Source organism: Allostella sp. (assembly GCF_041913585.1).
Lineage (GTDB): Bacteria > Pseudomonadota > Alphaproteobacteria > ATCC43930 > Allostellaceae > Allostella.
On the sequence record NZ_JAYSFE010000126.1, the window covers coordinates 1 to 12,787 of the forward strand.

Genomic DNA, 12,787 nt, shown 5'->3' on the forward strand with positions numbered 1-12,787 from the left:
CAATCGTCCCAATGTTGCAGTGCGGCTTATTCCGCTGAAATTTCGCCTTGGACATCGGTGCCTGGTTCCTTCGTACGCCCGGCGGGGCCTGCTGCAGTCGTCACTCGCTCGAACGGGCGCAGCCGTCGACAGGCTGGAGCGGGTGATGGGAATCGAACCCACGTAGCCAGCTTGGAAGGCTGGAGCTCTACCATTGAGCTACACCCGCGCCTTCGTCGACCGCGATGCGCCTTTGCCGCCGCGTGGTGGAGGGGGTAGGATTCGAACCTACGTAGACGTGAAGTCGGCAGATTTACAGTCTGCTGCCATTGACCGCTCGGCCACCCCTCCGCCGTCGGGGGATCGCTCCCCCGCCGCGACGGAAGGCGGAACTATGGGAATTTCCGTTCTCTTGTCAACGTCAAAAGCCATGCCCCTGATCGCCTTCGCTCGCCCCCGCGCCCGATGAAGCCGAAGCGCCCGAATCCGGCGGGAAAACCGCCGTCCGGCCGTCCCGAGGGCGCCCGGCCGCCCGACCGGCGTCGCACCCAGCCGCCGCCCGGCGCCTCCGCCCAGGGCTGGCTCTGGGGGCACCACCCGGTCGCGGCCGCGCTCGCCAACCCGGCACGGACCTGCCGGCGCCTGCTCACGACGCCCGATTCGGCAGCCGCCCTCGCCGCCGCGCTCGCCGCCCTGCCCGAGGCTCGCCGGCCGCGGACCGAGACCGTCGAGCGCGCCGCCCTCGACCGGCTGCTGCCGCCGGGCAGCGTCCACCAGGGGGTGGCGCTCCTGGCCGACCCGCTGCCCCCGGTCGACCTCGACCGGCTGCTCGATGCCTTGCCCGCGGACGCGCCGGCGACGCTCGTGCTGCTCGACCAGGTCACCGACCCGCACAACATCGGCGCGGTCCTGCGCTCGGCCGCGGCCTTCGGTGCGGCCGCGGTCATCCTGCCCGACCGGCACGCCCCGCCGGTCACCGGGACGCTCGCCAAGACCGCCTCCGGGGCGGTGGAGGTGGTGCCGCTGGTGCGCGTCGTCAATCTGGCGCGGACCATCGCCGAGCTGCAGGAGGCCGGGTTCCTCTGCATCGGCCTCGCCGAGGAGGGCGAGACGGCGCTGGTGCCGGGCCGGCCGGCGGAGCGGATCGCGATCGCCCTCGGCGCCGAGGGCGACGGGCTGCGCCGCCTGACGCGGGAGCGCTGCGACCGGCTGGTGCGCCTGCCGACGCGGGCGCCGATCGGCAGCCTCAACGTCTCCAACGCCGCCGCCGTGGCGCTGTTCGCCCTGCTGCCCGCCGCGTGACCCGCGTTGAGGCGGCGGGCCGGCGCTGCTACAAGGCGCCCTCGCCCATCCCTCGCCCGGCGGCTTCCCGACGATGACTATCGACATCGCCCTCGACCGCGACTGCTCCCTCTTCTTCGGGACGCCGATCGTCACCCTCCGGCCGGACGGCGCCGCCGCCGTCAACGCGGGGCTGCGCCGGGTCATCCTGGAGCGGGCGGCGCGCGAGCCGGGCGTCGCCCGCAGCAACGCCGGCGGCTGGCAGTCCCGCCCCGACCTCCTCACCTGGGGCGGCCCCGAGGTCGAGACCTACCGGCGCTGGCTGGAGCAGGCGGTGCGCACGGTCCAGCGCCTGCCGGCCCGCCGCGCCGGCGCCGAGGAGTTCCGCCTGTCCTTCACCGCCCAGGCCTGGGCCAACGTCAGCCACGCCGGCCACTACAACGAGACCCATACCCACCCGGGCAACCACTGGGCGGTCGTCTATTATGTCTCGGCCCCGCCGGCCGATCCCGCCCGCCCGATGGCCGGCCGGCTCGAACTGCGCGACCCGCGACCGGCCGCCGCCCTCGCCGCGGCGCCGGGCTTCGCCTTCGGCGCCGCCCTGACGCTGGCGGCCGAGGCGGGGCTGATGGTGCTGTTCCCGGCCTGGCTCGAGCACGCCGTCCACCCCTTCTTCGCCGCCGGCGAGCGGATCTCGATCGCCGCCAACGTCGCCATCACGGACTACGCGGTCGGCCCCGCCCCCGCCACCCGGAGCAGCCCCGCATGAACCGAGACGAACTGATCCGCCGCCGCGACGCCGTCGCCGCCGAGCACGGCCCCTGGGTCGGGCACAACATCCATCTCGGCCACGGCGTCTACACCATCGCCGAGCGGGTGGTCGGCGCGGAGAACACGGCCAAGCACCTGCTCGATCTCGTCGGCGCGATCGCCCGCAAGCCGCTCGACCGGTTGCGCATCCTCGATCTCGGCTGCAGCGAGGGGCTCTATGCGATCGAGTTCGGCCTGCACGGCGCCGAGGTCGTCGGCGTCGAGGGACGGGCGGCGCCGCTGGCCCGCGCCCGCTTCGCCGCCGAGGCGCTCGGCCTCGGCCGGGTGCGCTTCGAGCAGGGCGATGCGCGCGAGGCGACGGAGGCGCGCTACGGCCGGTTCGACGTCATCCTCAACTGCGGGCTGCTCTACCATCTCGACGCGCCCGATATCTTCCGGGTGTTCGAGAACATGGCGGGCATGTGCGACGACCTCGCCATCGTCGAGACGCATTACGCCCAGACCATCGCCGAGCGCTTCGAATACGGCGGCGAGGAGTATTTCGGGATCAGCCGCCGCGAGCACGAGGACGAGGCCGACGCGGCCGTGCGCGAGAAGCGGGAATGGGCCTCCCTCGACAACGCCTACTCCTTCTGGATGGCCAAGCCGTCGCTGGTCAACGCCCTCGTCCGCTCGGGCTTCGCCGCCGTCACCGAGTGCCTCTATCCCGCCATCCTCAGCTATGGCGACCGCGAGACCTTCATCGCGCGCAAGGGCGAGGTGCGGCCGCTCAGGGCGGTGCCGCTGCCCGGCATCTTCGAGAACCGCTTCCTGCCGCCCGTCGAGACGCGCCGGCCGCTGTCGGACTGGGTCGGCCAGGATCATGTCGACAATCCGGCGACGACGCCGCGCTATTTCGACACCACCACCCGCGACCTCGATGTGATGCGGCGACGCCTCGACGCCATGGACGGCCGCTTCGACACCGTCGACCGGCGGCTCGGCGCGGTCGAGGGCAGCGTCCAGGCGGTGGAGCAGCGCGTCGCCGGGATCGAGCGCCGCCTGGAGGAGGCGGTGCCGGAACTGGGCCGTCTCTCCGGCGAGACCGAGCGCCTGGCGGCCTATTCGCAGTCGCTGCAGGGCTCGATGAACGACTGGCTGCAGGGGCTGTGGACGGCGCTCAATGCGGCGACCGCCGAGCTCGGACGCACGCGCGAGGAGATCGAGCGCATCCGCTACCAGCAGCGCCGGCCCTGGTTCATGCGCCGCCGGGACTGACGGCCCGGGCGATGACGGCCAGGGCGAGCGCCGACATCGCCGCGTCCCAGGTGCCGTCCGGCGCCTGGCGGTAGAGCGGGCAGTCCGGAAACCAGGGCGAGCGCTCGGCCCCCGCCCGCCAGCGGTACTCCGGCGGCCACGGCACCACGACGTCGCAGGGCCGGCCGAGCCCGGCCCGCAGATGGACGTTGGTGTTGCTGACGCCGACATAGGCGTCGAGCGTTCCGAGCAGGGCGAGCAGCGTCTCCGGCCGCTCCGAGAGCGCCGAGAGGTCGGCGGCATCGCGCCCGAGGCCCGCGCGGAACTCGGCCGCCGAGCCGGCGGGCTGGACCCGCTGCAGCAGGATGACGGTGCCGGGCCAGCCGCGGACCGCCCGGCCGAGCAGTGCCGGCGGCACGTCCTTGACGAGGTTGGCGCCACCGGGGACGCCGGCATGCCAGGTGACGCCGAGATAGGGCGGCGGCCCGAGGGCAGCGAGGCCGCGGGCGACGGCGGCGGTCGCCTCCGGCAGCGCGGCCAGCGGCAGCGGTGGCGGGGCCGGGGCGCCGGTCAGGAACGGCAGGTCGCCCAGCGGAACCCGCTCGGCCGGCGGCGTCCGCGGCAGCGGCTCCAGCCACGGCACCCGCCCGAGGATGCCGGCGAGCTTGGCGAAGGGCTCGTGGAAGAGCCGCGCGCCGCGGTCCCGCAGCAGCGCCGCATAGCGCAGGAAGAAGAGCGCGTCGCCGATTCCCTGCTCGTTGAGCAGCACCAGGGAGCGACCCGCCAGGGCCGCCGGCAGCGGCCGGGGCGGCCGGTCGGCGGGCAGCCGCGGCGCCTCGCGGCGCCACCGATACTCCGCCCACCCCTCCTCCTCCTGGCCCAGCCCGAGCAGCGCCAGGGCGAGGTCGGCATGGGGTTCGGCCCGCTCCGGCGCCAGCCGCACCGCCCGGCGCAGGGCGGCCGCGGCCTCCGCCGTGCGGCCCAGATGCAGCAGCAGCAGCCCGGCATTGTAGGGGGCCGACCAGAGGGCCGGGTCCGCCGCTTCGAGTTCGAGGAAGAGCGCCGCCGCCGCGGCATGGTCGCCCGCCCGGGCGGCGGCCGCCGCCGCGCGCTTCAGCGCGACCAGGCTGGCGTCGGCCATGGCGCTCAGACGAAGACCAGCATCGTGTCCAGGTAGCGCCGGTGGAGGTGGCGCACCTCGAGGAAGGCGGCATTGCCGCGGCCCGGCTTGTAGACCCGGAAATGCCGCAGCAGGTGCAGGGTCGCCGCGCTCTCGAGCGGGCCGACGAAGGACGTCGCCCGGTCGAGGAAGTCGGGCTTGGCCGCCCAGGCCCGCATCTGCCCGGCGGTCAGGAAGAAGCAGCCGGAATGGGCGTTGACGACGCGCCCGAACCACATGCGTCGGCCCAGCGTCTCGGCCGCGATCCAGGGCGCCTCGCTGCGGTCCGGCACGAAGCCGACCTTGCCGGGCGACACCGGCTCGCCGTCGATATAGAGGCGGCGGACCGGCGGGTTCTCGCTGGTCTCGAAGCGGTTCGGCTGGAGCACGGCGTCGGGTCCGGCCCAGCCGGCGAACCAGTCGAGCTTGCCGAAGAAGAGCGGGTCCTCGATCGCGATGTCGTCCTCGAGGTAGCAGAACCAGTCATGCTCGGCGGCGGCGTCGCGCAGCACCGCATGGCACTCGTAGCCGAGCAGGCGCGGCTCGGCCCGGGTCCGGTGGTGGCGAAAGGCGCCGGGCGGCAGGTCGAGCTCGTCGACGAGATGGTCGTCCCCGGTGGTGCAGACGACGACCTCGACCGCGGTCGAATCCTCGTCGTTGGCGGCGAGGAAGCCGTGCACCGGCCCGTGGACCAGCGACTGGGGCTGGGCGACCGTCTCGTGCAGGCTGGCGATGGTGCGTGCCAGCGCCTGCCGTCGCGCATCGCGCGCCGAGGCCCGGGTCGAACCGTACTTGCCGTCGCGGGACGCCGCGTAGTAATGCGCAATCGTGAACAGAACCCGCCGGCGCCTCGGTGCCGGGGGGAACGGCGTAAAACGGATCTTCACCGCCATCCGGAGACTCCCGCTTCCGCCCCGAACCCGAATTGGCCGCGTCCGGCGGCCGGCGACCCGGCGACCGCCGCCGGGCCGTACCCTTCCTCATGCCGATCGTGACCGCCGATGCGCATCCTGTTCATCCACCAGAATTGTCCGGCCCAGTTCAAGTACCTGGCTCCGCGGCTGGCCGCCGACCGGCAGAACGAGGTCTGGTACATCACCAAGGAGGGGAAGCCGAACCTGCCGGGGGTGACCAAGGCCGAGTACAAGCTGGCGCGGCAGGCGACCGAGAAGATCCATCCCTACGTCAAGCCGTTCGAGGAGCAGGTCCTCTACGGCCAGGCGGCGGCGCGGGCCGCCGTTTCCGTGAAGGCCAAGGGATTCACGCCCGACGTCGTCTTCTGCCACCCCGGCTGGGGCGAAGGGCTCTTCATCAAGGACGTGTTCCCCGACAGCAAGCTGCTGAACTATACGGAGTTCTACTACAACGCCTTCGGCGCCGACGTCCATTTCGAGCCCGGCCAGAAGTTCGACCTCGACCGCGTCTGCCGCATCCGGGCGAAGAATGCCAACAACCTCCTCAGCCTCGCCGCCTGCGACTGGGCGATCTCGCCGACGCGCTGGCAATGGTCGCAGAACCCGGCGGAGTTCCGGTCCAAGATCTCCGTCATCCATGACGGCATCAACGCCGAAGTGTGCGCGCCGGTCGACGCCGCCGAACTCAAGCTGCCCAACGGCAAGGTGCTGCAGAAGGGCCAGGAGATCGTCACCTACGTCTCGCGCAACCTCGAGCCCTACCGCGGCTTTCCCGTCTACATGAAGGTCCTGGAGCGCCTCTGCCGGTCGCGGCCGAACGCCCAGTTCGTGGTCGTCGGCGGCGACGGGGTGAGCTACGGATCGCCGCTGCCCGACAAGAAGACCTACCGCGAAGAGTTGCTGAAGCAGGTCACGATCGACCCCGACCGGGTGCATTTCCTGGGACAGGTGCCCTACCCGACCTTCCTCAAGGTCCTGCAGGTCTCGAGCTGTCACGTCTACCTGACCTATCCCTTCGTCCTCTCGTGGTCGTTCCTGGAGGCGATGTCGACGGGCTGCGTCATCGTCGGCTCGCGCACCCCGCCGGTCCAGGAGGTCATGATCGACCGCGAGAACGGCCTGCTCGCCGACTTCTTCGACGATGCCGAGATCGCCGAACGCGTCGAGGAGGTGCTGGATCACCCGGACGGGATGGCCCGCATCCGCCGCAACGCCCGCCAGACGGTGCTCGATTCCTACCAGCTCAAGCACTGCATGGCGCGCCAGATCTCCCTGATCCGCGACCTCGCCGCCGGACGCGTCCCGCCCGGAGAGCGGCCCCCGACCGGGCTCTGAACCGCACCGCCGGACGGACGAAGGGCCCCGCCGATCCGGCGGGGCCCTTTTCCGTTCGGCCGCCCGCGACGCTGCCCAGTCCTCGCGGACGGGATCAGTCCTCGCGGAAGGCGGTGCGCATCGCCGTCAGGAACGGCTGCAGGAAATATTCGAGCGCCGTCCGCTGCCCGGTCCAGATCATCGCCATCGCCGGCATCCCGGGCAGGAGCTGCGAGGGGTCGAGATCGGCCGCCCGCAGCGCCTCGACCGGCACCGCGATGCGGGCGCGATAGGTCGCGAGCCCGGTCTGCGGGTCGACGATGGAATCGGCCGAGACCTGGATCACCTTGCCGTCGATCTGCGGCGTCTCGCGCTGGTTGAAGGCAGTGAGGCGCACCCGCGCGGTGGCGCCGACGCGGACCGTGTCGATGTCGTTGGGGTTCACCCGCACGTCGATGATGCGGACGTCGTTGGTCGGCACGATCTCCATGATGACGTCGCCCGGGCGGACGACCGCGCCGACGGTGAAGTACTTGAGGTTGACGATCTCGCCGTCGACCGGCGCCCGCACCTCGGTCCGCCGCAGCACGTCCTCGGCGACGCGGATGCGCTCGGCCGTGTCGAGGAGCTGGGACTGGGTGTCGCGCAGCTCCTGGGTCACCTGGCGCTGCAGCTCGGTGTTGATGTTGAGGATCTGCAACTCGGCCTCGCCGATCACCTGGCGGACGCGGGCGATGTTGGCGACGAGGTCGCCGCGCTGCCCCTCGAGCTCCGACCGCGCGCGCTGGAGCGCCAGCAGGCGCGGCTTCAGCGCATTGCCGGTCTCGAGCAGCTTCTGGACGGTCGCCACCTCCTCGTTGATGAGGCGGATCTGGTCGGCGCGCGCGCGCTGCTGCGCCTCGAACCCGCCGATCTGTTCCTTCGACTGGACGATGCGCTGGCGCAGGATGCTCTCCTGGCCCTTGGTCGACGCCTTGCGGGCCTCGAAGACGTTGAGCTGCGACTGCAGGATCTCCTTGGTCTCCGGATCCGCGGTGGCCGCGTCCAGGAGTTCGGCCGGGAAGGAGATCGCGTCCTTCATGTCGCGCTCGGCGAGCAGCCGCGCCTCGGCCGCCTGCAGGGCGATGTAGCGCTTGCGGTTGATCTGCAGGTTGGCGCGCGCCTGGGTGTCGTCGAGGACGACGACGACGTCGCCCTGCTTCACGATGTCGCCGTCGCGCGCCTTGAGGTCGCGCACGATGCCGCCCTCGAGATGCTGGACGGACTGGCGGTTGATGAATACGCCGACGGAACCCGGCGCCACCGATGCGCTGTCGAGCGGCGCCACCGCCGCCCAGCCGACGAAGCCGCCGAAGAACATCACGATCGTGAAGATGCCGATCATCGTCCAGCGCCGGATCGAGCGCCGGATGGCCTGCAGGTTGTAGAGGTTCTCCTCCTCCTCCGGCGCCACCGCGCCGTCGGCGATCAGGGCCTCGGTGACCGCAGTCTCGTTCTTCTTGGCGGGCAGGTTGGTCGACACGCCCTGGTTGCTGAGATCGCTCATGGCGTCGCCACCTCTCCGGTCGGGGCCGCCCCGCCACCACCACCACCGCCGCCACCGCCGCCGCGGCGCTCGGCCGGCACGCCGCCGCCCTGGGCCGCGACCACGCGCGGCCGCCCGCCGCCGCCACCGCCGCCCGGCGGCGACAGGCGGGCCATGACCTCGGCCGGCGGGCCGAACAGTTCGACCTGGCCGTCACGCATGAACAGCATCTTGTCGACGTTGGAGAGGATGCTGGGCCGGTGCGCGATGACGATCACGGTGACGCCCCGCTGCTTGCAGTGCACGAGCGCCTGGCGCAGCGCCGCCTCGCCCTCGGTGTCGAGATTGGCGTTGGGTTCGTCGAGGACGAGCAGCCGCGGATTGCCGAAGAGGGCGCGCGCCAGCCCGATGCGCTGCCGCTGCCCGCCGGACAGGATGTAGTGGCCGGTGCCGATCCTCGTCTCGTAGCCGTTCGGCATGCGCAGGATCAGGTCGTGCACGCCGGCAAGCTGCGCGGCGGCCACGATGTCCTTCGGGTCGGCGTCCTGGAAGCGGCTGATGTTGTCGCGGATCGAGGAGTTGAACAGCTCGACGTCCTGCGGCAGGTAGCCGACATACTGGCCGAGATCCTCGGAATCCCACTGCGCCACGTCGGCGCCGTCCAGCCGCACGGTGCCGCTGAAGGGCCGCCAGACGCCGACCATGCACTTGACGAGGGTCGACTTGCCCGACCCGCTGGGCCCGACGATGCCGAGCGCCTCGCCCGGTTCGATCGCGAAGCTGACGCCCTTCAGGATCGCCGGGGCGAGGCCGCCCGCGACGCGATGCCGGAAGACGAGGCGGTCGACGGCCATCCGTCCCTTCGGCGCCGGCAGGGCCATCGTCGCCGACTGCATCTTGGGGAGATCCTGCATCAGCGCGTCGAGCCGGCGGGCGGCCGACATGAAGGCGACGACGCTGCGCCAGGTGCTGATCGCGGCGTCGACCGGCGCCAGCGCGCGCGCCATCAGGATGTTGGCGACGACGAAGGCGCCGGGGCTGATGGAATGGTTCACCACCTGGTAGGCGCCGACCGCGGTGACCGCGATCTGCACCAGGAGCCGGACGGTGCGCGAGGAGGTGCTGATGAGGGTGCTGATGCGGTTCGAGCGGCTGTTGGACGACAGGACGACGCTCTGCATCTTGCGCCACTGCCGCACGACGCCCTTCATCATGCCCATCGACTCGATGGCCTCGGCGTTCTTGACCATCGACTCCGCCTCCTGCGTGGCGAGCACGCTGGCGGTGTTGTAGATGCGCAAGGGGCGCCGGGAGAGCACCTCGTTGGCAATGGCGAAGGCGATCATCACCACCGCGCCGGCGATCGCGACGTAGCCGAGCAGCGGGTCGAAGATCCAGATGATGAAGAGGTACATCGGCACCCAGGGGGTGTCGAAGAGGTTCGGCAGTTCGCCGCCGGCGAGGAAGTTGCGGACCTGGGCCAGGTCGCGCAGGCCCTGGGCATCCCGCGAGGCGTTGTTGAGAAGGCCGTTCTTGATCGACAGGCGCAGCAGGTTCTCACCCAGCATCGCGTCGATCTTGTTGCTCATCTCGTTGGTGACGCGGGAGCGGACGAAGTAGAGGACGCCCATGACGATCATCGCGAAGGCCGCGATGACGGTGAGGAGCGCCAGGGTCGACATGCTGCCGCTGGCGAACACGCGCGAGAACATCTGCAGCGTGTAGAGCGGCAGCGTCAGCATCAGCATGTTGATGAAGAACGTGATGATGCCGACGGTGACCAACTCGGGTCGGCACGCGCGCAGGAGGGCCCGCACGGAATTCAGCTGTTGGCTCATCGAACCTTCTATCTGCCCCGGCGCCGTCGCCAGGGCACAAATACTACAATGGAGCCGGTCGCATCGACCGCAATCAGCGGCCGGCCGGCGCCACGCCGCGCTCTGCCAGCATCCGTCCGAGGCGCTCGACCATGCCGGACCAGTCGCCCACCCGCTCCTGCCGGAACACTCGAATCGACGGATACCAGGGGCAATGCTCTCCCTGGCACAACAGCCAGTACCAGAGCAAGCCGTTTCCCCGGGGGAGCATGAGCCAGGTCGGTGCGCCCACCGCGCCGGCGACGTGGGCGGCCGTGTTGCTGACGGTGACGACCAGGTCCATGGCGGCGACCTGGGCCGCATAGAGATCGAGATCGACCAGCGAATCGACCTCGGGGTCGGCCAGAATACGGGCCCCGGTCGCGGTCGCGGCCGCCGCCGTCTCGGCCGCCACGTCGCCGTACTGGAGGCTCACGAACACGGCCCCGGGCGCCGCCAGGATGGGTGCCCAGCCCGGCAGTTCGAAGGTCTTGCGGACGCCGAAGCGCGGGTTGGTGCTGCGCCACGAGATGCCGATCACCGGCCCGCCGCCCGCCGCCTCGCGGTACCGGGCCCGCAGGCGTGCCACCATGCCCGGGTCCGGCACGAGATAGCCGGCATGGGGACGGAACGACGCGGCGTCGCGCCGCAGGTGGTTGGCGAGGTCGACCGCCGGCACCTGGGCGACGATGTCGGGCGCGAGCAGCGGCGGGGCGATCGGATCGACGCGGCCATGGACGTCGATCGCCGGCATCGACCGGCGGATGAGCGGGACGAGCCGCGGCTCGCACTCCAGCGCGACGCCGGCCGGCACTGCCCGCACCAGGTCCGGCAGCAGCCCGGCCGCCAGCACCTCGTCGCCGACGCCCTGGTCCCCCCAGACGACGATACGGCCGGCGAGCGGCCCGCCGTCCCACCAGGGCTGCGGGAACGGCCGCCACTTCGACTTGCGGCGCTTCCACCGCCAGCCGATGTCGGCCCAGGCGCGCGGGAAGTCGCCGAGCGCGAGGTGGCTCATGCCGCGGTTGAAGTGGATTTCGGCGTCGTCGGGACGGAGCGCCAGCGCCCGGTCGAAGGTGACCAGCGATTCCTCGTAGCGCTCCAGCATCCACTGCAGCGTCGCCAGGTTGGCGACGGCGTCGGCGTCGTCCGGCTTCAGCGCGACCGCGTGCAGCGAGGCCGACTCCGCCTCGACGAAGCGGTTCTGCCGCTGCAGCGACAGCGCCAGCATGCTGCGGGTGGTGACGAGGTCGGGCGCCAGTTCGACGGCGCGGCGGGCGGGGATTTCCGCCTCCTCGTAGCGCGACAGGCGGTTGAGAATGGTCGCCAGCGCCATCTGTGCCTCGACCGAATCCGGCAGCAGCTCGACCGCGCGCTGGGCGAGCGGCAGGCCGCGGCGCTCCTTGCCCAGCGCATGCAGGACCATCGCCGTCAGGGTGTGGTAGCGCCCGTCGTCCGGATGCTCGCGCAGGAGACGGAAGAGGATCGGCGCCGCCTCGGCCGCCCGGTCGCTGTTGACGAGCAGGTTGACCAGCCGGAGATGGCCGGTATCCGTCGCCGGATCGGCCGCGATCCAGGCCCGGACCGCCGCCTCCTCGCGCACCGGGTCCTTCAGCTGCTGGAGCGCGTCGTTCTCGATCACGCGCGCCGGCGACAGGCCGGGCTGCTCCGCCAGGAGCGGCGCCAGCGCGTCCAGCGCCTCCTGCGGCCGGCCGGAGCGCAGCAGCGCCTCCGCCCGCGCGAGGCGCAGCTTGTCACCGCCGAAGCCGAGCCGGGCGGCGCGCTCGGCGACGGCCGCGGCGGCGGCATGGTCGCGCCGCTGCCGCAGCAGCCGGCCGAGCAGCAGGAACGCCTCCTCGCCGGCGCCGTCGGCGGCGACCGCCGCCTCGGCGAGGCGCGTCGCCGCCGGCAGGTCGCGGGCCTGGGCTGCCATCTGGGCCGCAACCAGCAGCCCGGTGGCGTGCCCGGCGGCGGTCGCGATCGCCGCCATCCGCACCGCTGCCTCGCCCATGCGGTACTTGCGCGAATGGGCGATGCCGAGCCGGCGCCAGGCATCGGGCAGATCGGGATGCCGTTCGATGGCCGCCCGGAGCGCCGCGATGGCCGCGTCGAGGTCGCCGGACTTCAGCGCCACGGCCCCGTCCGCCGCCAGCCGCTTGGCCTCGTGCCGGGGAGAACCGGGCCCGCCGGGAGAATCCGGTGTCGGGGAGTGTGGTGCGGCGGCGGCCGCGTCGTTCCGCTCCGGGGATGCCATCGCGGGCTCCCCTACCACGTCCGGCACGGCCGTCCCAAGCCCATCGCGAAAAAGCACGCGGCCGGGGGATTTCGCCCCCGGCCCCGGGTCGCCTTCCCCCGAAGACGTCGTCTCAGACGATGACGAAGTCGCCGGAATTGTTGCCGGCCGGCCCCTCGTTGAACTGGGCCAGTTGGTTGACCGCCGTGATGTTGTTGAAGGTGGCGATCAGCACGGCGTTCGAGGTCGAGACCATCGAGGTGTCGAACCAGATCTCGCCGCGGTTGGTGCTCGAATTGAAGAAGATGTAGAAGCCCGGCTTGTCCGTGTCCGCGGCACCGACCGAGAGGAAGGTGTCGAAATTGCCGATCGAGTAGCTGTCGCCGGTCGCGATCAGCAGGTTGTCGTTGGCGGTCGTCGCGTCGCCGGCCGTGCCCTTGTAGCCGTCGATCGCCGAGACGTCCGAGAAGGCGTTGCCGTTGAACGCCATCCGGTCGACGGTGCCGGTGAAGTCCTGGA

At 71.7% G+C, this 12,787-nt stretch carries 10 protein-coding genes and 2 tRNA genes; 4 read left to right on the forward strand and 8 right to left on the reverse strand.

From position 1 onward, the window contains the following. Positions 1–134 precede the first annotated feature (134 nt). A tRNA-Gly gene (locus ACE3Q3_RS19420) sits at positions 135–208 on the reverse strand. 35 nt (positions 209–243) lie between these two features. Further along, a tRNA-Tyr gene (locus tag ACE3Q3_RS19425) sits at positions 244–330 on the reverse strand. A 114-nt stretch (positions 331–444) separates the two neighbouring features. Here ACE3Q3_RS19425 and rlmB point away from each other — a divergent pair. From rlmB to ACE3Q3_RS19440, 3 genes are all read left to right on the forward strand, one after another. Further along, the gene (gene rlmB, locus ACE3Q3_RS19430) at positions 445–1,281 is read left to right on the forward strand and encodes a 23S rRNA (guanosine(2251)-2'-O)-methyltransferase RlmB (RefSeq protein ID WP_374448896.1); all 837 of its coding nucleotides are present in this window, start codon (positions 445–447) and stop codon (positions 1,279–1,281) included. Between the two features lie 73 nt (positions 1,282–1,354). Continuing rightward, a complete protein-coding gene (locus tag ACE3Q3_RS19435; protein WP_374448897.1) occupies positions 1,355–2,029 on the forward strand; it encodes a TIGR02466 family protein in 675 nt (224 codons plus the stop codon). Continuing rightward, positions 2,026–3,288: a methyltransferase domain-containing protein gene (locus ACE3Q3_RS19440; RefSeq protein WP_374448898.1), complete on the forward strand. Its 1,263-nt coding sequence runs from the start codon at positions 2,026–2,028 to the stop codon at positions 3,286–3,288. Before ACE3Q3_RS19435 ends, ACE3Q3_RS19440 begins: the two co-directional genes overlap by 4 nt. Here ACE3Q3_RS19440 and ACE3Q3_RS19445 read toward each other — a convergent pair. Together ACE3Q3_RS19445 and ACE3Q3_RS19450 are read right to left on the reverse strand one after the other, a co-directional pair. Continuing rightward, positions 3,269–4,408 carry a hypothetical protein gene (locus ACE3Q3_RS19445; RefSeq protein WP_374448899.1) on the reverse strand — a complete coding sequence of 380 codons (1,140 nt, stop codon included), beginning with the start codon at positions 4,406–4,408 and terminating at the stop codon, positions 3,269–3,271. The two genes, ACE3Q3_RS19440 and ACE3Q3_RS19445, sit on opposite strands and share 20 nt — an antisense overlap. 5 nt (positions 4,409–4,413) lie before the next feature. Next, entirely contained in the window at positions 4,414–5,319 is a 906-nt protein-coding gene (locus ACE3Q3_RS19450; protein WP_374448900.1) for a hypothetical protein, read from the reverse strand. A 108-nt stretch (positions 5,320–5,427) separates the two neighbouring features. Here ACE3Q3_RS19450 and ACE3Q3_RS19455 point away from each other — a divergent pair, with 108 nt between their 5' ends. Continuing rightward, entirely contained in the window at positions 5,428–6,675 is a 1,248-nt protein-coding gene (locus ACE3Q3_RS19455; RefSeq protein ID WP_374448901.1) for a glycosyltransferase family 4 protein, read from the forward strand. A gap of 94 nt (positions 6,676–6,769) precedes the next feature. Here the strand turns inward: ACE3Q3_RS19455 and ACE3Q3_RS19460 are convergent, their stop codons facing one another. From ACE3Q3_RS19460 to ACE3Q3_RS19475, 4 genes are all read right to left on the reverse strand, one after another. After that, positions 6,770–8,200, reverse strand: a complete 1,431-nt coding sequence (locus ACE3Q3_RS19460) for an HlyD family type I secretion periplasmic adaptor subunit (RefSeq protein WP_374448902.1) — start codon at positions 8,198–8,200, stop codon at positions 6,770–6,772. Next, positions 8,197–10,017, reverse strand: a complete 1,821-nt coding sequence (locus tag ACE3Q3_RS19465; RefSeq protein ID WP_374448903.1) for a type I secretion system permease/ATPase — start codon at positions 10,015–10,017, stop codon at positions 8,197–8,199. Before ACE3Q3_RS19465 ends, ACE3Q3_RS19460 begins: the two co-directional genes overlap by 4 nt. A 73-nt stretch (positions 10,018–10,090) precedes the next feature. Further along, positions 10,091–12,169, reverse strand: coding sequence for a tetratricopeptide repeat protein (locus ACE3Q3_RS19470; protein WP_374448904.1), 2,079 nt, complete (start codon positions 12,167–12,169; stop codon positions 10,091–10,093). A gap of 232 nt (positions 12,170–12,401) precedes the next feature. Then, positions 12,402–12,787 (reverse strand): hypothetical protein (locus ACE3Q3_RS19475; protein WP_374448905.1); only part of this gene is annotated, 386 nt, incomplete at its 5' end.